Here is an 18,544-nt window from a genome sequence, read left to right as displayed (position 1 = left end):
AAGGGCGGTTGCGATCAATCGCCAAGCTCGGCGATGGCGCTAGTCGCGCAGCATCTTATCCAGCGCCGCCTGTTCCTCGGCGCTCAGGTTGCTGTCCGGCACAGTTCGGCGCGAGCGGGCGCTGAATACGATGAAGATGCCACCTGCGATAAGCAGGAGCACCGGCGTGCCCCACAAAAGCGCGTTGCGCAGGCTGAAGCGCGGCTTCAAGAGCACGAACTCTCCGTAGCGCGAGGCGACGTAATCCATCACCTGCTGGTCGGTGTCGCCGGCCACGAGGCGCTGGCGCACTAGGATGCGCAGGTCGCGGGCAAGATCGGCGTCGGATTCGTCGATCGACTGATTCTGGCAGACCATGCAGCGCAGACCTTCCGACAGCACGCGCGCCCTCGCCTCCAGCGCAGGATCCTGCAACACTTCGTCGGGCTTCACCGCCTGTGCCGCGCCGCCGAAAAACAGCGCCAGCAACAGGACCAGCGAGGCAAGTGAAAACCTCGCCCTCATGTCGGGTCCGCCAGGGCTGCGGCCGGTGTTCGCCCCTTTGCCGGCGCGCCGACGCGCAGGCGGCGGTCGAGCAGCGACATGGCCGCGCCCGCCATCATCACCAAGCCGCCACCCCATATCAGCGTCACCAGCGGCTTCCACCACAGGCGCACGACGACCGAACCGTCATTGTTCTCGTCGCCGAGCGACAGATAAAGCTGGCTCAATCCAATCGTCCTGATGCCGGACTCGGTCGTCACCGTCTGGCGCACCGGGTAGAAGCGTTTTGCGGAGTTGATCGCGCCATCGGCGTTGCCGTCGGCGCCCAGCAGCAGGAAGCGGCCGCGATCCTCGGTGAAGTTCGGACCTTTCTGCGGGGAGAGCCCTTCGAAACGCAGCGTGTGGCCGGAGAGTTCCACCGTTTCGCCAGGGCGCATAGAGAGGATCTTCTCGGTGCCGAAGCAGAGCGTGCCGACGATGCCGAGCAAGGTCAGCCCGAGGCCGAGATGGGCCAATGCCGTGCCGAAGACGGAACGCGGCAGGCCGGCGAAGCGACGAAGCATGACGGCCGGCGCCACGGAGCCGAAGCCGGATTTGACGGCAAGGTCGGTCAGCGCGCCGCCGACCAGCCAGACGGCAAGACCGACGCCGAGGGCGGCAAAGACAGAGGCACCGTTGATGAACAGGCCGGTGACCAGCATCGCGGCGATCGCCAGGGCGAAGGCCGCTATCAGCCGCTGCGAAGCGGCAATGGCGTCGCCGCGTTTCCAGGCAAGCAAGGGGCCGAACGGCACGATCGCGAGCAGCGGCAGCATCAGCGGGCCAAAGGTCAGATCGAAGAACGGCGCGCCGACCGAGATCTTGCCGCCGGTCAGCGCCTCCAGCGCCAGCGGGTAGAGCGTGCCGACCAGCACCGTTGCCGTGGCGGTGGTGAGGAACAGGTTGTTCAGCACCAGCGCGCCCTCACGCGAGATCGGATGGAACAGGCCGCCCGCCGTCAGCCGCGAGGCGCGCAGCGCAAACAGCGTCAGCGAGCCGCCGATGAAGAGCGTGAGGATGCACAGGATGAAGACGCCGCGCGCCGGGTCGGTGGCAAAGGCGTGCACCGAGGTGAGCACGCCGGAACGCACCAGGAAAGTGCCGAGCAGCGACAGCGAGAAGGTCAGAATCGCCAGCAGCAGCGTCCAGATCTTCAGCGCCGAACGCTTTTCCATGACGATCGCCGAATGGAGCAGCGCGGTGCCCGCGAGCCACGGCATGAAGGAAGCGTTTTCGACCGGATCCCAGAACCAGAAGCCGCCCCAGCCGAGCTCGTAATAGGCCCAGTAGGAACCCATGGCGATGCCGCCGGTCAAAAACATCCAGGCGACAAGCGTCCAGGGCCGCACCCAGCGTGCCCAGGAGGCGTCGATACGACCCTCGATCAGCGCCGCGACGGAGAAGGAGAAGCAGATCGAGAAGCCGACATAGCCGAGATAAAGCATCGGCGGGTGGATCGCCAGGCCGAGGTCCTGCAGGATCGGGTTGAGGTCGCGGCCTTCAATCGGCGCCGGATTGAGGCGGATGAACGGGTTGGACGTCGCCAGGATGAACAGGAAGAAGGCGGCGCCGATCATGCCTTGCACAGCCAGCACATTGGCCTTGAGCGTCGCCGGCAGATTGTTGCCGAAGACGGCGACCAGCGCGCCGAAGAAGGTCAGGATCAGCACCCACAGCAGCATCGAGCCTTCGTGGTTTCCCCAGGTGCCGGTGATCTTGTAGATCATCGGCTGCAGCGAATGGGAGTTCTCCCACACGCTCGCCACCGAGAAGTCCGAGCCCGCATAGGCGCTTGCAAGGGCGGCGAAGGACAGTGCGGTCAACGCGAAGCCGGTGACCGTGACCGGACCGCCGACCGCCATCAGCCGCTGGTTGCCGGTGCGGGCGCCGACGAGCGGCACCATCATCTGCACCAGCGACAGCGCGAAGGCGAGCACAAGCGCGAAATGTCCGGTTTCGACCATTAGTTCACCTTTGCCGCAGGTTCTGGCCGCAAAACCGCTTGGCACTTTTGCGGAACCTGCTCATCAGTTCGTGCTTTCCTGCCAGACGCCCTTGGCCTTCAGGCCGTCGGCGACTTCCTTCGGCATGTAGCGCTCGTCGTGCTTGGCCAAGACGCTGTCGGCAACGAAGACGCCGTCCGGGCCGAAGGCGCCCTCGGTGATGACGCCCTGCTCCTCGCGGAACAGATCGGGCAGGATGCCGGTATAGGTGACCTTGACCGATTTCTGCTTGTCGGTCACCGAGAAGGCGACGGTGGCGCCCTGCCCGCGCATGATGGTGCCCTTCTCGACGAGACCGCCGAGCCGGATGCGCTGGCCGGGCGGCACACTCGCCGTGGCGAGATCGGCCGGCATGTAGAAATAGGAGGCCTTCTGTCCCAGCGCATAGAAGGTGAGCCCGGCAGCGGCACCGAGGAAAGCCAGCCCCGCCAGGATCACCGACATCCGCTTCTGCTTGCGCGTCATTGCCTTACTCCGTCGCCGTCACGCCGAGCGAGGCGGCGAAGGCGGTGAATTTCTTGGCCTGTTCACTGTCCGCGCCAAAGGCGGCGACAGCGCGGCCGAGCGCGTCGCGCGCCTGGTCGGCCTTGCCAAGCACGACATAGGAACGGATGAGCCGCATCCATCCTTCCTCGTCGCGGGGATTCTGCTTCAATTTGCCGTCGAGACCGGCGACCATGGTCTCGATCATCGCCTGCCGGTCCTGCGGCGACATCTGCTGCGCGGCTTCCACCTGTTGCGCGTCGGGGCCGTTGGCCGGCGCGGCATCGGCGACAGCGGACTCCCCGGCCTCGACAAGCGCCTGCTGGACGGCGCTGCGCCAAGGCGAATCCGGCGCGAGTTGGCCGAGCATCTTTTGCCAGGTGGCAACGGCATCGGCCTTCTTGCCTTCCTGGGCGAGGCCCACCGCCAGGTAGAAATTCGCCTTGGCGTTGGCCGGATCGAGCTTCAGGGCTGCCTCGAAGGCTTTTTGAGCGTCGGCCGAAACGATGCCGCCTGCAGCGCCGGCGATCGCCTCGCCAAGACCCGACTGGCGCACGGCGCTGTCGCCGTCGAGGCGGATGGCGTTGCGGTAGGCGGTCACGGCGTCAGGAAAGCGCTGCAGCCGAAGATAGATCGGCGCCAGCACGTCCCAACCCTTGCCGTCCGACGGATTGGCGGCGAGATGGGCTTCAGCGCGGGCGACCAGTTCGTCGACCGAGGAATCGGCCGGGTTCTTGGCCAGACGTTCGGCAAGCGGCTGCGAAGGCAGATCGGGAGAGCCGAGCATGCCGTAAAGCCCCCAGCTCAGCAGGGGAACCGCAAGCACGGCCACGCTGGCGACCCATCTGGCGCTGCGCGAGGGCTTGGGCATTGCGGCGCCCGGTTGCACAGCCGCGCCCAGACGCAGGATGCGGCGGCCGATCTCGGCACGCGCCTCCTCGGCCTCGCCGGGCTGGATCAGGCCGCGCGCCATGTCGCGGTCGAGCTCGGACAGCTGGTCGCGATAGACTTCGAGATCGTGATCGCCGGCCGGCGACGCGCCTTTCATGCCGCCGGTAAGCGGCAACAGCACCGCCAGGCTGGCGCCCAGCGTGAGGATTGCGGCTATGACCCAGAACAGCATGCCCATTCCAATAACGGCAGAGCCCTGTCCTGCCAACACGACCAGCGTGCGACGCTTTGACGGCGGGCTCGCCGCCCGGCCTTGAACGAACTCAACCCGAGCAAATAATTAGGCAGGCCCGGCTTGTCTTCTAGCTCAGCGGCGTCCAGCTGCCGTCGGCGTTGCGGCAGGCCGTGCCGCGCGCGGTGACGCCCGCGCCGCTTGTATAGACGGTGTGGGTGTACTGGCGGCAATCCTGCGAGCCTACCCGGTAGGGCTGGGCCGCGACGACCTCGCCATAATGCGAGGAGTTGTCGCTCTTCCACGTCACCTTCTGGCCACTGGTGTTGTATTCCAGCGCCTTGTATTCCGCTTCCAAGCCCTTGCGCTTTTCGGCATCGCTGAGGCCCGAGCCGATCGACCCGCCGATGAGCCCGCCATTCATGGCCGAAACGATGCTGGTCGATACCTTGCCGCCGGTCGGCGGCGTGGAAACAGGCGTGACAGGAGAGGTCGGGCCACCCTTGCCCAGCGTCGTGCAGCCGGAAATAGCGAGCAGGGCGGAAACGAGCGCGACGCGAATCTTCATGCCGACAACCGGTTCTCTTCAGCGGGATGGAACTGGATGGACTGGGGGCGCGCCATCAGGAGGTTTTCATCGCCATAGTGTTGATATTTGTCGGAAATTTGGCCATTGGCAGCCGCACGCAAACCGATGAAAAACATCACTGAAGGCTCCGCAATCTCACCACCACCCTCAAGCCGCCCATGCCGGACCGTTCCAGCGCCAGCGAGCCTCCATACTCGTTGACGAGGTCGGCGACAATGGCAAGGCCAAGCCCCGTTCCCGGCTTCGTCTCGTCCAGTCTTTTGCCACGCTTCAATACCTCCCGGGCGCTGTCCTCGGGAATGCCCGGACCGTCATCCTCTATAACGATCTCAAACAGGTTGCCGCTCCCCGAAATAGTGGCGATCGTCACGGCAACAGAACTCTTTGCCCATTTCATCGCATTGTCGAGCAGATTGCCGAGCAGTTCCTCGAGATCCTCGCGCTCACCCGCAAAGACGATCTCGGCCGACGGCAGGGACAGCGTCAGCACGGTTTGCGGGTTGAGCTTGCGCAGAACGCGCACCATGCGCTCGACCAGCGGCGAAACCGGCGTGCGGAAGACGACGCTGTCGCGCTGCGCGGCGACACGCGCGCGCTGCAGATAGTGGTCGACCTGTTTCTGCATGGAGGCAGCCTGCTCGGCGATCAACTGGCCCTTGGCGCCGCCGAGCGCGCGCCCTTCGTTGATCAGCACGGCCAAAGGCGTCTTCAGCGAATGGGCAAGGTTACCGACCTGCGTGCGCGAGCGCTCGACGATGCGCCGGTTGTTCTCGATCAGCGCGTTGGTCTCGCTGGCCAGCGGCTCGATCTCGGCCGGGAAGCTGCCGTCGAGCCGCTGCGCGGTGCCTTCGCGCACCATGGCCAACGCGTTGCGGACCCGGCGCAAAGGCTGGAGACCCAGCAGAATGGCGATAGCGTTGATGGCGATCATGCCGACGCCGAACAGCGAGAGATAGGTGAGCAGGCGGCGCTGGAAGCTCGCGATCTCCTGTTCGAGCTCGCTGTGGTTGCCCATGACGCGGAAGCGGGCCGCGCGGTTCTTGGCGTCCAGCACGAACTCGCTCTCGAACACTTCGAGCCGCTCGCCCTTGATGCCTGCCATCGAGTAGATGCGCTGGAAATTCGCGTTGAAAGGCACCTCCGCCACGCTCGGCGACGGCAGCGAGGTCGTCATCGAGGAGGAATGGATTTCGCCATGCACGCCTTCGGAGGCGGGCTCCACCGACCAGTACCAGCCGGAATTCGGCTCGGAAAAGCGCAGGTCGCCAAGGTCGGGCGAGCCGGTCAGCGCGCCGCTGTCGGAAATGCCGACGGAGCCGATCAGGTTGAACAGATGCGCCGAAAGCAGGCTGTTGAAGCCGCGTTCGCTGGCCTGGCGGTAAAGCGTGGTGATGAGGGTGAAGATGACGACCAGCGTCAGGATCGCCCAGATGGTTGAGAAGGCGATGACGCGAAAGGTCAGCGAGCGCGGCCAGAGCCGCAGCCTTGAAAGCCACGTTCTCATCGTTGGCTTCAGCGGTTCCGCGTCACGCCTCCGGCTCACGCATGCGATAGCCCATGCCACGCACGGTTTCGATCATGTCGATGCCCATCTTCTTGCGAAGTCTGCCGACAAACACCTCGATGGTGTTAGAATCGCGGTCGAAATCCTGGTCGTAGAGATGCTCGACCAGTTCGGTGCGCGACACCACCTCGCCCATATGATGCATCAGATAGGCGAGCAGCCGGAACTCGTGCGAGGTGAGCTTGAGCGGCACGCCGTTCACGTCGGCCTTGGACGCCTTGGTGTCCAGCCGCAGCGGTCCGCAGGTAAGCTCGGACGAAGCATGGCCCGCCGCGCGACGGATCAGCGCCCGGACCCGGGCCAGCACCTCCTCGATATGGAAGGGCTTTGTCACATAATCGTCGGCGCCGGCGTCGATGCCGGCGACCTTGTCGCTCCAGCGGTCACGCGCGGTGAGGATCAGAACCGGCATCTTGCGGCCGCCGCGGCGCCAACGCTCGACGACGCTGATGCCATCCATCTGCGGCAGGCCGATATCGAGGACCACGGCATCGTAAGGCTCGGTGTCGCCGAGGAAGTGCCCCTCCTCGCCGTCATAGGCGCGGTCGACCACATAGCCGGCATCGACCAGCGCTTCGGCCAGTTGCCGGTTGAGATCCTTGTCATCCTCGACGACGAGCACGCGCATGGGTTGAAGCCTGTTGTTGGGTAGAGGTATAGGCCGATTCCGCCGACCAGGGAAACGAGAGGGTCAGCCCATCGGAACGACGATTTCCGAGCGGCGCGGACGCTGTCCATCCTTACCGGGAACGAGCACGACGATGACGCAGACCTGCTGGCCGCCCCGCGTCACCTGCGAGGCCTTGGCCAACGTACCGCCATTCTGCGCGGCGACCTGCTGGCCGATCGCGTAGCAATCGTTGGCGGCAAGCACGACCGGTTGGTCGACCGACGGGTCGATGACCGGCATCGCCGTCGTCTGCGACACAAAGAGGCCGGCTGCGGCAAGCGCCAGCGCTGCTTTGCGGAGGTGAAAGCCAAAATTTTTCATGATCACGGTTCTAACGCATATGGGCTGAACGTGAAATGAACGGTGAACGATCGAAAATCCATGCCCGCCATTCCCCCTGCGCGTGCGGCCCCAATCCCGGCTTTGAATTCATAACCGGAAAAACAGTCGATCCGCTACGCTTTTTGGCCTGCCCATTCCGCCCCCCGCGCTACCTAGTGTAGAAACGCCGAACGGCCATGGGAGGATGCGATGACGCGCGAGGATATTGTCGATCTCTACCGGGGCTACAGCGCCTGCCTGAATGACCAGGACTGGGGCAGTCTCGGCCGCTTCGTCGGCGAGGAGGTGCAGTATAATGGCGAGACGATCGGCCTTTCGGGCTATCGCCGCATGCTTGAGGGCGATTTTGAGGCCATTCCCGACCTGCGCTTCAACATCGAGCTGCTGATTTCGGAGCCGCCGCGCTTGGCGGCGCGCCTGCATTTCGACTGCCGGCCTAAGGGCGTGCTGTTCGGCCTGCCGGTCCACGGCAAGCGCGTCAGCTTTGCCGAAAACGTGTTCTACGAGTTCCACGACAGCCGCATAAGGGAGGTCTGGTCGGTCATCGACAAGGCCGCGATCCAGGCGCAGCTTTAGGGTGTGTTGATATTCAGGTGAGGCCGGCCTGCAAATGCCGGCTTCCTCCGCTTCCGGTGCTCACGTACCTTAAGTACGCTCCGCTCCGGTTCTCGGAAGCCACCTAGTTTGGTCGCTTCGCGCCCGTCTTCGACTCCGGCTCGGCCTGACCTGAATCTCAACACACCCTATGCGCTTTCCTGGGTCAGCGCGCGGAAGCGCAGCAACCCGTGATAGACCGCAAGGTCCTCGTCATAGCGCGCCTCGGCAAATTCCAGCGACAGCCGCGTCTGGCTGCGCGAGCCGATGGAAAGGGCGGCGCCATCGAGGCGCGCCTTGATACTGTCCATGATGAGGCGCGTCTCGGCCTCGCCTTGGGCTTTCGACCAGATATGCAAGGTGACAAGCTGGTCATTGTCATTGTCGGCGCCGGTCTCGAGGTCGAAGGCGCTGGTGCGGCCGTAGGTGACATGCGGATAAGCGGTCTTGGCGTCTGCACGCTCGAGCAGGCCCGCGCCGCCGAGCAGCGCCGACAGCGACGCGTCGGTTTTCAGCCTCAGGAACAAGGCCTGCATCAAATCGCCAGGCGCCGTCATCTACCGTCCATCGCCAAACATGTCTCCGCGCCACGCCAATCTCCGGCAACGTAGCCGCGCTCGAGATCCGATGCCAGATCGCGAATCGTCCCAGCTATAACGTGAACGGCGAAGGTCTCGAATTTGTTACGTTTTCGTCAAATCACGACACCGGAGCCGCGCCGCCTTCTTCGGTGCGCTTGGCAATGAACTCGTCGAGCACACCCGCAGTGGCGGCGGCGGAGGCTGGCGGCTGGAAGTCGGCGAGGATCCGCTTCCAGATGCCGGTCGCGCGCTCCGTCGCCGTCTTCGAACCGGATTGCGTCCAGTTGCCGAAATTCGACCAGTCGGCGACCAGCGGCTCGTAAAAGGCGGTGCGGTAGCGGGCCATCGTGTGCGCGGCCGAGAAGAAATGACCGCCGGGCTGCACTTCGGCAATCGCTTCGAAGCCGATGGCGTCGGCGTCGCCCGGCGTCGTGGCGCAAAGCTCGGCGACCGTCTGCAGCGCTTCGACATCGGTGATCAGCTTTTCCAGGGAGACGCTCAGGCCGCCTTCCAGCCAGCCGGCGGAGTGGATGCAGATGGTGGCGCCGGCCAACACCGAGCCCCATAGCGCGAACTGCGTCTCGTGCGCGGCCTGCGCATCGGAGACGTTGGCCGCGCTGCCGCCGCCGGAACGCCAAGGCAGGCCTGTATAGCGGGCGAGCTGCCCCGCCCCAAGCGTCGCCTTGATGTGTTCCGGCGTGCCGAAGGCCGGCGCGCCGGACTTCATGTCGACATTGGAGGAGAAGGAGCCATAGACCACCGGCGCGCCGGGCCGCACGATCTGGGCCAACGTCAACCCGGCCAGCGCCTCGGCATGCTGCAAGGTCAGCGCGCCGGCGACTGTGATCGGCGCCATGGCGCCGGCCAGGCAGAAAGGCGTGATGACCAGGACCTGGCCGGCCTTGGCGAAGTCGATGATGCCCTGCGCCATCGGGATGTCCAGCTGGCGCGGCGAGTTGGTGTTGATGACGGTGTAACAGTGGGCGCCGGCGCGGAACTCGTCGTGCGAAAGGCCACGCGCCAGGCGGATCATCTCGAAACCGTCCTCGACCTGCGGCGTGCCGCGCGCAAAGATGAAGGGGAACTTGTCCGACAGCGTCAGTTGCGCGCGGTTGACGGCATAGTGGCGCAAGCGGTTGTCGATGTCCTGCGGCTCGACGCAGGGCCCGAGCATGTGCAGCACGTCGAAATGCTGGACCAGCTTGACGAATTCCTCAAAAGCCTGGAGCGTGCCCGGCCGGCGTCCCCGCTCGAGATCGGTGACATTGGGGGCGCCGGAGCCGGCCAGAAAGGTCATCGAGCCGAGCTCGAGCGTCAGGTCGCGCGAGCGATCGCCGCCGAGTGCCGGAATGGAGCGCGGCGCCGAAGCAAGTGCTGCCTCGACCATGTCGCGGCCGATCCTGACCATCTGGCTGTCTTCGTCGACCAAAGCACCGGCCTTGGCGTAAATGGCGCGGGCCTCGGGCAGCAGCACCTTGATGCCGAGCTCTTCCAGCACGCGCAGCGCGGATGGTGGATGTTCGCGACCTGGTCGTCGGAAAAGATCGGCTGCGGCAGGAAGGGGTTCTTCAGCGACCGGTAGTTCGGGTGCCGGCTCGATTCGCTGCCCGCCTCGCCGGTGCGTCCCCGCCGGCGCTCGCGCCTGAGATCACGTGCGGCCTCATCGATCATGGCGGTTCCTCCTCATTGCCGCATCCCCTTGCCTTCGGGGTCGTAGGGCGAGGCCGCGATGACGCACGCCGGCCGTTCGACCCCGACAATGTGTACGGAAAGCTCGGTCCCCTCCCCGCGCCGGCCTTTGGACCAGACCGGCTCGAAGCCGCTGGCGTCGGCGTCGAAAGCGTCGACCTCAAGCGTCACGATGCGTCGCGAGACGCCGGCTTCGCGCTCTTTCAGCGCCGCCTCGCGGCCGATGAAACCGCCCTTGTCGAAAGCGATGAAGCGGTCGAGGCCGGTCTGGCCGGGTGTGTAGCCTTGCGTGAACTCGCGCGACCAGATGCCAAAGCTCTTTTCCAGCCGGAGCGAATTCAGGGCGTAATAGCCGATCTCGGCCAGGCCGAGATCCTCGCCGGCGGCGAGCAGCGTTTCGCGCAGGCCCGAATGCAGGGTGGCCGGGCAGTTGATCTCGAAACCGAGCTCGCCGGCGATGGACAGCCGGGCCACCCGGGCGTGCACCATGCCGATGTCGAATTCGCCGCAAGCCATGAACGGCAAGGCTGCCGCCGAGACGACCTGATGCGTGGTGCGTTCGACGATCCGGCGTGCGTTACGACCGGTGACAAGGAAGCCGGACATGGCGTCCGAGATGTCGGTGACGGAGACGCCTTCGGCAATGTGCGCCTCGAACCAGCGCATGTGGAATTCGCGCAAATAGTAGGAGCCCATGATCCAGTATTCGCCGCGGCCCCAGTTGAGCACAGTGAGGTCGCCCTTCAGCCTGCCGTCGGAGCCAAGCATCGGCGCCAACTTCGCGCGGCCGGGCTTCGGCAGCCGGCAGGCAAGCAGCCGGTCGAGCCAGGCCTCTGCACGGGGGCCCGACACAGCGTAGCGCGAGAAGGCCGTGGTATCGACAAGGCCGGCGGCGCGGCGGACCTGAAGCACCTCGTCGCCGACGATCTCGAAAGCATTGGAGCGCTTCAGCGTCGTCTGCTCCCGAAACCCCATCGGCGCGAAATAGGCCGGAATTTCCAGACCCCATGAGGCTGTCCACTCGGCCCCGGCGGCGCTCATACGGTTATAGGCGCCGGGACGCTTCAGCGGCCGGCCGGCAGACAGGCGCTCGTTGGGGAAGGTCCTGACGAAGCGGCGGGCATAGAACTGGCCCGTGGTTTGCCGGAGATACTCGCGGTTGGCGGCGAAGGCGCCGTAGCGGGCGATGTCCATGCCGAAGATATCGGCTTGCGGCTCGCCATAAATCATCCATTCGGCCAACGACTTGCCGACGCCGCCGCCCTGGCTGAAGCCGGCCATGACGCCGCAGGCGACCCAGTAGTTCCTCAGCCCTCTGACCGGGCCGACCAGCGGATTGCCGTCCGGCGTGAAGGTGAAGGCGCCGTTGACCCATTTGCGGATGCCGACCGTGCCCAGACATGGAAAGCGCTCATAGGCCTTGGCAAGCTCGGGACTGATGCGATCGATATCCTCCGGGATCAGCTCGATGCCGTAATCCCAGGGCGCACCGTCCATGTTCCAGTGTTTCGGGTTCTGCTCGTAGACGCCAAGCAGCACGCCCTTCCGTTCCTGGCGAAGATAGGAGAAGCCGTCGAGATCGACGGCCAGGCCGAGTTCCTTGTCGAGGGCGGCGATTTCCGGAATGTCCTCGGTGACGAAATAATGATGCTCCATCGGCGTCACCGGCAGGTCGACGCCGGCCATCAGCCCGACCTGCTTGGCCCAAAGACCGCCGGCGTTGACAACGTGCTCGGCGACGATCGTGCCCTTCTCGGTGACGATGTCCCAGCCGCCGTCGGCGCGCTGCATCAGCTCGACGACGCGGTTGCGCAGGATGACGTCGGCGCCGCGCTTCTTCGCGGCGCCGGCATAGGCGTGTGTTGTGCCATAGGGGTCGAGATGGCCCTCGTTGGAATCATAGAGCCCGCCCAGCACGCCATTCACATCCACGATCGGGCAGATCTCCTTGATTTCCTCCGGCGTCACCAGTCGCGCGGTCTCGATGCCGATCGACTGGAATACCGCCCAGGCCGATTTCAGCCACTCCCAGCGCTGCGGGTCGCTTGCCATGTTGACGCCGCCTGTCATGTGCAGACCGGCATTCTGGCCGGATTCGGCCTCGATCTCGCGATAGAGCTTGATCGTGTAGTCCTGCAGCGCCGCGATATTGGGATCGGCGTTGAGCGCGTGGAACCCGGCCGCGGCATGCCAGGTCGAGCCCGCGGTCAGCTCGGCGCGCTCGATCAGTGCCACATCGCGCCAGCCAAAACGCGTCAAGTGATAGAGCACCGAGGCGCCTACCACGCCTCCGCCGATGACCACTGCCCGGTAATGCGACCTCACGAGCCTCTCCCTCTCGTTGAAGGCTCTTACGATACATATCCTGGACATATGTGTCTAGACACTTCTGTCCAGAGCTTGCGCGCTGCGCCGTACCGTGCCACTTGTTCGGCCATGAGCATGACCGTTCCCCAGGACGAGCCGGCGCCCGGCAATATCAAGGTGACCCGCGCGGACTGGATCAACCTCGCGCTGCAGACGTTGATTTCCGACGGCATCGAGAGCGTGCGCGTGCTGACGCTGGGACAAAAGCTCGGCGTTTCGCGGTCCAGCTTCTACTGGTATTTCGAAAGCCGGCAGGACCTGCTCGACCAGTTGCTCAAGCATTGGCACCAGACCAACACCACTGCGATCGTCGAACGTGCCCGCCGGCCGGCCGACACCATCATCATGGGTGTGATGAACGTCTTCGAATGCTGGGCCGACGAGCGCCTGTTCGACCCGCGGCTCGACTTCGCAGTCCGCGAGTGGGCAAGGCGCTCGGACGACGTGCGGCGCATGATCGACAAGGCTGACGAGGAGCGTCTCCTTGCCATACGCGACATGTATCGCCGGCACGGCTATGAGAGCGAGGACGCCTTCATCCGCGCCCGTGTCCTTTATTACATGCAGATCGGCTATTACGTGCTCGACCTCAAGGAACCGGTAGAGGCGCGCGTCAGCCATCTCGCCGCCTATCTGCGCTCCTTCACCGGCCAGGAACCGACCGAGGCGGATGTTGCGCATTTTATGCGCTTCATCGCGGCCCGGTGATATCGATCGGCCGTTAACGGCCCGCGCACCTCCAATCAACAAAGCTTGTGCTGTGACTTCGCTGCCCTTGTGAGCGGTGATAAAATGGTCAAATAGTTTGACAGGGTGCCACCCTGAAACTGCCCGCATGCTGTTTTCGGGCGAAAGCGCGTTGGGGCGGAAGTCGGAATGGCAAGTCCTTCGAAACCACGCAAGAGAAGAGGCCGGATCGCCTCGGCGGCTCTTGCCCTCGACGCGTGGCTCGATTCCTCGCTCTATGAGATCAGCTTCAAAGCGCGCGAATTCTGGGAAGCGGCGACCATCTTTTCCCGCCGTTTCCGTGTGCATGGCTGGCGCCGCGCCATCATCGAGGTGCTGAGCGAAGGTTTCACCATGGGCGCGGGCGGCTTCGTGGTGCTTTTGGCACTCGCCATGCCGGCCTTCGACATCACCGCCGGCGACTGGCGCAGCCAGGGCGATTTCGCCGTGACCTTCCTGGACCGCTACGGCAACGAGATCGGCCAGCGCGGCATCATCCAGCGCGATTCCGTGCCGGTCGACGAGATGCCCGATATCGTCATCAAGTCGGTGTTGGCGACCGAGGACCGGCGTTTCTTCGACCATTACGGCATCGACATTCTCGGCCTGTCGCGCGCGCTCTTCGAGAACATGCGCGCCAATTCGGTGGTCCAGGGCGGCTCCAGCATCACGCAGCAGCTCGCCAAGAACCTGTTTCTGTCCAACGAGCGCACATTGGAGCGCAAGATCAAGGAAGCCTTCCTATCGCTATGGCTGGAAGCGAACCTGTCCAAGAAGGAGATCCTGCAGCTCTATCTCGACCGCGCCTATATGGGCGGCGGCACGTTCGGCATCGAGGCGGCGGCGGACTTCTATTTCGGCAAGAGCGTCAAGGATCTGAGCCTTGCCGAAGCGGCGATGCTGGCCGGCCTGTTCAAGGCGCCGACCAAATACGCCCCGCACATCAACCTGCCGGCGGCGCGCGCGCGCGCTAATGTTGTGCTGTCCAATCTGGTCGACGCCGGCTTCATGACCGAGGGCCAGGTGCTGCAGGCGCGGCTGCATCCGGCCGACGTCGTCGACCGCGGCGAGCAGAAGAGCCCGGATTATTTCCTCGACTGGGCCTTCGACGAGGTGAAGAAGATCGCCAAGCCCGGCCAGCATTCGCTGGTCGCCCACACCACCTTCGACGCCAACATCCAGAAGGCCGCGGAAGAGTCGGTCGAGTTTCATCTCCGGCAGTTCGGCAAGGAATACAATGTCACCGAAGGCGCGGTCGTGGTGATCGAGACCAATGGCGCGGTTCGCGCGATCGTCGGCGGCCGCGACTATGGCACCAGCCAGTTCAACCGCGCCACCAAAGCACTGCGCCAGACCGGCTCCTCCTTCAAGCCCTATGTCTACGCCACCGCGATGGAGCATGGCTTCACGCCGGATTCGGTCGTTTCGGGCGGCGCAATCAGCTGGGGCGGCTGGTCGCCGCACAATTACAATGGCGGCTCGGCCGGCAATGTCACGCTGATCACGGCGATCGCCAAGTCGATCAACACCGTGCCGGTGCGGCTCGCAAAGGATTACCTGGGCATCGGTCCGATCAAGGCGATGGCGGAATCGATGGGCGTCGAATCGCCGCTGGAATCGCACAAGACTATGGTGCTCGGCACATCGGGCATGACGGTGATGGATCAGGCGACCGGCTACAGCGTCTTTGCCCAGAACGGTTTCGTCGGCTCCCGCCATGGCATTACCCAACTCGTCACCCGCACCGGCGAGGTGGTCTATGACTGGGCCAAGGATGCGCCGCCGCCGCACCGCGTGCTGTCGGAAAAGGCGCTGAAATATATGAACACGATGCTGGCAGCGGTACCGGCGATCGGCACGGCGCGGCGCGCCCAGCTTCCCAACATCGTCGTCGCCGGCAAGACAGGCACCACGCAATCCTATCGCGACGCCTGGTTCGTCGGCTTCACCGGCAATTACACGGCCGCAGTCTGGCTCGGCAATGACGACTTCACGCCGACCAATAAGATGACCGGCGGCACGCTGCCGGCGATGGTCTGGCAGCGGCTGATGGTCTATGCGCACCAGAACATCGACCTGAAGCCGATCCCCGGTCTCGATCATCCGTGGGTCGATCCGGAGGTCGCGGCCAAGGCAGAGGAAGCGGCAAAGAAGGAAGCCGACGCGGCGACAGCGCAGGCCGAGGCCGAACGCCCGCCGGTGCTTTCGAGCCGCACCAGCCAGACCCTGCGGGACATGACCAAGGCGTTCCAGGCCGCGCCGGTACTGGACGCCCCCACTCCGCCGGAGACGCTTTCGGCGCTTTAGGGCGGCGCTTGCGCAAAGCCGGCTTGCCACAACACCCCGCGCCGCGATATCCCGGGCAATCTCCTCTGTCTGCGGCTCTCATGCTCAAGAACGCCATCCTGACGCTGCTTTCGCTTGCCATAGCCATCGGGCTTGGCGGCTACAGCGTCTGGTATGCGCTCAACGCGCAGGACGGCGTCGGCGCGATCCGCATCGGCCAATGGACCGCTTTCCCCGAAGTCGGGACTTTAGCCGCCGACCCCTACTCCAAAGCGCGTGTGGCACGCGAGGGCGTGCTGGCGCTCGGCCAGGCCGAGGGGCTTGCGTTCGTCGCCGAGCGCGACGATGCGGGCGAGCCGCTGAAACGCGAATGCACCTACACGATCGAAGGCGGCTATCCCACCGCCCGTTTCTGGACGCTCTACGCCGCCGACCAGTCGCTTGGCGTGATCGACACAGGCAAGCCGAGGCAGTCGGCGCTGCAATCCTACGAAGTGCTGCGCCGGCCCGACAATTCCGTCGTCATTTCCGTCGGCAGCCGACCGGCTCCCGGCAACTGGCTGCTGACCGGCGGCTCCGGCAAGATGTATTTCGTGCTGACCTTCTACGACACGCCGATCGCCTCGAGCACCGGCCTCTCGGACGTCACGCTGCCGCGCATCCTGAAGGCGGGGTGCAATGCGTAGGCTGCTGCATGCCCTGATCCTCGGCCTGCTCGGCGCCGGCATCGTGCATATCGTGGTGCTGTTCCTGGTGCCGGAATTTTCCGAACGCGATGCCTGGTCGCGGCTGGCGATGACATCCGACCTCTACAAGATGAGGCGGCTGGACGCCGAGGCCGGCGGCGCGCCGGTGGTGAAATCGGTCGACCCGCTGTTTTATGCCGCCGCCTGCCGGTTCGACCTTGCCGACGGGGTGGTCAGGATCAGGGCGCCGGGCGACGTGCCGTTCTGGTCGGCCTCGGTCTACGACCGCAACGGCCACAACATCTATTCCTTTAACGATCATAACGCCAATGGCGAGAAGCTCGACGCGGTGGTGCTGACGCCGGCGCAGATGATCGACGTGCGGCGCGGCCTTCCGGAGGATCTGCAGGGCGCGATCTTCGTCGAAGCGCCGATCGAGGAAGGCATTTTCGTCGTCCGCGCCTTCGTGCCGGACGAGAGCTGGAAACCGATCGTGTCACGCTTCCTCGAGCAGAGCGCCTGCGAATTGCAGGACTACTGAGAAAACTCGATCAGTGATGCGGCTTGGCAGGTGGCGGGGAGCCTGGCCTGTCGGAGCCGCTTTCGCCCGGCCGGGCCTCATCGGCCTGCGGATGCAACTCATAACGGACGCCGGGGAAAATGATGACCGCCGCCGCCGTCGCGGTGTCGTGACTTGCTCGATTTATAGGTGCCGCACGCGGCACAAAAGACAGGACCATGCCCATGGTTCGCGCATTCCTCTCGGTTTGACCGGAGCACAACGCAACGCCTCCAAGTTGATTAAGGGCGTAGAGGGTTAACGGAGCGCTAACGGATCGCGGCTAATTTGATGTTTGTCTTTCCTGAAGATGCCAAACCGGCCCGGCCGGATTGCGCGGTTCGGGCGTGTGTCGAGTATCGGGCGTATCCTCCGTGTCATCTTCGGATTTCAGGCAAATCGCTATCCGGACCGAAGCGGGAAAGGCCGAAAGGCTGTTCCGCGCCGCGGTGTCGGCCTTCTGTTCGCTGACGCGTCCCTCGCGCCGCGAGATCGCCCAGTTGGAGGACCTGACGCTGCCGCTGTTCGATGAGGTGTCGGTCGGGTCGCGCCGCTACGTCGCCGCAGCCCTTTCCGAATGCGACTACGCGCCGACAGCCCTGGTGCGGCGGCTGGCCGAGGAGCCGGTCGAGATCGCGGCACCTTTGCTCACCCGCTCCAACGCGCTGAGCGACATCGACCTCATCGCGCTGATCGGCCGGCACGGACTGCCGCACGCGCGCGCCATCGCACGCCGCAAGGAGCTCAACCCGACGATCGCCGACCTGATCCGCGCGCTGGAAAGACCGACGCTGGTCAAGACGCGGCCGCCGGAAACGGTCACGAAGCTCACACCGAAACCGGAGCCCGTGGCCAAGGCGGACACCGACCGTCCCGCGACCGGCGAAGCAGCGGAGAACGCGCGGCGCCGCCTGCGCTCGATGATGCGCCGGACCGGCGACACTGCCGACGTCAACACCTTCCTTGGCCAGCCGGCCTATGTGAAACTGCGCGAGACGGCGCTGACCGGCAACGCGGCCTTCTTCCAGACCGCGCTTGCCGATGCGCTGGGGATCGACTTCGCGACGGCCCGCTCGGTGACCGGGCAATCGAGCTATGGCGCATTGCTTGCGGCGCTGCGCGCCCTCGACCTCAGCGAAGACAGGGCTTTCCTGATCGCGGTCGCGGTCTATCCCGGCGAATTCCCACACCCGCAGGCGATCCGCCTGTTCCTCGACCGCTACCGGCTGCTGCATCGCGAGGCGGCGCTGGACAAGGTACGCGCCTGGAAGGCCGAGACGCTTTCGCGGGCGATCCGCGGCGATGCTCCCGACGCGGCGGACATCGAAAGCCGCGAAGCCTCGAACAGCGATGAGGCGAGTGCCGGCCTCAAGGCCTCCTGATCCGGTCTATTCTGTCTTCACCGAAAGAAGCTCTTCGACTGGAACGGCTCCCGCTTCGATCTCGACTACCCAAATGTCGGGATCGAATTTCTTCTCCCGCTCCAGCCGCGCATCGAAGGACGAGCCATCGTCGCTCGCACCGAGGGCGACGAAGAAGCGCTCATCGGGCTTGGCCGAATCGTAGCTCGTCTGCGGCGCCGGTCCATAGAGGGCGACCTCCCCCAGACGTCCGCGCGACAGCACGAAGACAGCCCCCGCCTCGGTCGCGCCGCGCTTGACCACGGCGGCAAAACCGCCGGCACTGAAGACGCGGCGCACAAGAGCCGAGACCCAGAGGTCGGTGGTTACGCGCATGGGAGATTTCCGGACGGCATGCGC

Annotated in this window: 18 protein-coding genes and 1 pseudogene; 6 read left to right on the top strand and 13 right to left on the bottom strand. The window is 64.9% G+C overall.

Features of this window, described 5'->3' with window-relative positions; translation table 11 throughout:
• Positions 1–39 precede the first annotated feature (39 nt).
• The 9 genes from LB553_RS08720 to LB553_RS08680 form a co-directional block, all read right to left on the bottom strand.
• The gene (locus LB553_RS08720; protein WP_224512357.1) at positions 40–504 is read right to left on the bottom strand and encodes a cytochrome c-type biogenesis protein; all 465 of its coding nucleotides are present in this window, start codon (positions 502–504) and stop codon (positions 40–42) included.
• On the bottom strand, positions 501–2,486 hold the full coding sequence (locus LB553_RS08715) for a heme lyase CcmF/NrfE family subunit (protein WP_224512355.1): 1,986 nt from the start codon (positions 2,484–2,486) through the stop codon (positions 501–503). Before LB553_RS08715 ends, LB553_RS08720 begins: the two co-directional genes overlap by 4 nt.
• A 63-nt stretch (positions 2,487–2,549) precedes the next feature.
• Positions 2,550–2,990: a cytochrome c maturation protein CcmE gene (gene ccmE / locus LB553_RS08710; protein ID WP_140845772.1), complete on the bottom strand. Its 441-nt coding sequence runs from the start codon at positions 2,988–2,990 to the stop codon at positions 2,550–2,552.
• Positions 2,991–2,994: 4 nt separating this feature from the next.
• Entirely contained in the window at positions 2,995–4,131 is a 1,137-nt protein-coding gene (gene ccmI, locus LB553_RS08705) for a c-type cytochrome biogenesis protein CcmI (RefSeq protein WP_224512352.1), read from the bottom strand.
• Between the two features lie 130 nt (positions 4,132–4,261).
• On the bottom strand, positions 4,262–4,699 hold the full coding sequence (locus tag LB553_RS08700; protein ID WP_224512350.1) for a hypothetical protein: 438 nt from the start codon (positions 4,697–4,699) through the stop codon (positions 4,262–4,264).
• On the bottom strand, positions 4,696–4,839 hold the full coding sequence (locus tag LB553_RS08695) for a hypothetical protein (protein ID WP_224512348.1): 144 nt from the start codon (positions 4,837–4,839) through the stop codon (positions 4,696–4,698). The genes LB553_RS08700 and LB553_RS08695 overlap by 4 nt, the downstream gene beginning before the upstream one ends.
• On the bottom strand, positions 4,836–6,224 hold the full coding sequence (locus tag LB553_RS08690) for an ATP-binding protein (protein ID WP_224512347.1): 1,389 nt from the start codon (positions 6,222–6,224) through the stop codon (positions 4,836–4,838). The genes LB553_RS08695 and LB553_RS08690 overlap by 4 nt, the downstream gene beginning before the upstream one ends.
• Positions 6,225–6,246: 22 nt before the next feature.
• Positions 6,247–6,912, bottom strand: coding sequence for a response regulator transcription factor (locus LB553_RS08685; RefSeq protein WP_040991360.1), 666 nt, complete (start codon positions 6,910–6,912; stop codon positions 6,247–6,249).
• Between the two features lie 63 nt (positions 6,913–6,975).
• Positions 6,976–7,275 (bottom strand): hypothetical protein, encoded by a 300-nt coding sequence (locus LB553_RS08680; protein WP_224512345.1) that lies wholly within the window; start codon positions 7,273–7,275, stop codon positions 6,976–6,978.
• Between the two features lie 210 nt (positions 7,276–7,485).
• Between LB553_RS08680 and LB553_RS08675 the strand changes: the two genes are divergently transcribed.
• Complete coding sequence (locus tag LB553_RS08675; protein ID WP_224512343.1) at positions 7,486–7,872, top strand: ester cyclase; 387 nt, start codon at positions 7,486–7,488, stop codon at positions 7,870–7,872.
• Between the two features lie 167 nt (positions 7,873–8,039).
• Here LB553_RS08675 and LB553_RS08670 read toward each other — a convergent pair whose 3' ends face one another.
• The 3 genes and pseudogenes from LB553_RS08670 to LB553_RS08660 form a co-directional block, all read right to left on the bottom strand.
• The gene (locus tag LB553_RS08670; protein ID WP_224512341.1) at positions 8,040–8,447 is read right to left on the bottom strand and encodes a DUF3168 domain-containing protein; all 408 of its coding nucleotides are present in this window, start codon (positions 8,445–8,447) and stop codon (positions 8,040–8,042) included.
• A gap of 142 nt (positions 8,448–8,589) precedes the next feature.
• Positions 8,590–10,142, bottom strand: a pseudogene (locus tag LB553_RS08665) (trimethylamine methyltransferase family protein).
• A 12-nt stretch (positions 10,143–10,154) separates the two neighbouring features.
• The gene (locus LB553_RS08660; RefSeq protein WP_224512337.1) at positions 10,155–12,485 is read right to left on the bottom strand and encodes a GcvT family protein; all 2,331 of its coding nucleotides are present in this window, start codon (positions 12,483–12,485) and stop codon (positions 10,155–10,157) included.
• Positions 12,486–12,596: 111 nt separating this feature from the next.
• Here LB553_RS08660 and LB553_RS08655 point away from each other — a divergent pair, with 111 nt between their 5' ends.
• The 5 genes from LB553_RS08655 (at position 12,597) to LB553_RS08635 (ending at position 18,166) form a co-directional block, all read left to right on the top strand.
• Entirely contained in the window at positions 12,597–13,235 is a 639-nt protein-coding gene (locus tag LB553_RS08655; protein ID WP_224512335.1) for a TetR/AcrR family transcriptional regulator, read from the top strand.
• 168 nt (positions 13,236–13,403) lie between these two features.
• Positions 13,404–15,560, top strand: a complete 2,157-nt coding sequence (locus LB553_RS08650; protein WP_224512334.1) for a transglycosylase domain-containing protein — start codon at positions 13,404–13,406, stop codon at positions 15,558–15,560.
• A gap of 80 nt (positions 15,561–15,640) precedes the next feature.
• Positions 15,641–16,225, top strand: coding sequence for a DUF1214 domain-containing protein (locus tag LB553_RS08645; protein ID WP_224512332.1), 585 nt, complete (start codon positions 15,641–15,643; stop codon positions 16,223–16,225).
• Positions 16,218–16,766 (top strand): DUF1254 domain-containing protein, encoded by a 549-nt coding sequence (locus tag LB553_RS08640; protein WP_224512330.1) that lies wholly within the window; start codon positions 16,218–16,220, stop codon positions 16,764–16,766. The genes LB553_RS08645 and LB553_RS08640 overlap by 8 nt, the downstream gene beginning before the upstream one ends.
• Before the next feature lie 392 nt (positions 16,767–17,158).
• Positions 17,159–18,166: a DUF2336 domain-containing protein gene (locus LB553_RS08635; protein ID WP_224512329.1), complete on the top strand. Its 1,008-nt coding sequence runs from the start codon at positions 17,159–17,161 to the stop codon at positions 18,164–18,166.
• Positions 18,167–18,172: 6 nt separating this feature from the next.
• Here the strand turns inward: LB553_RS08635 and LB553_RS08630 are convergent, their stop codons facing one another.
• Positions 18,173–18,520, bottom strand: a complete 348-nt coding sequence (locus LB553_RS08630; protein ID WP_224512327.1) for a DUF1491 family protein — start codon at positions 18,518–18,520, stop codon at positions 18,173–18,175.
• Positions 18,521–18,544: the final 24 nt, after the last annotated feature.

The organism is Mesorhizobium sp. CA8 (assembly GCF_020164955.1).
Classification (GTDB): domain Bacteria; phylum Pseudomonadota; class Alphaproteobacteria; order Rhizobiales; family Rhizobiaceae; genus Mesorhizobium.
The sequence above is the reverse complement of the archived record's forward strand: the minus strand, read 5'-3'. Positions and strand labels throughout refer to the sequence as shown.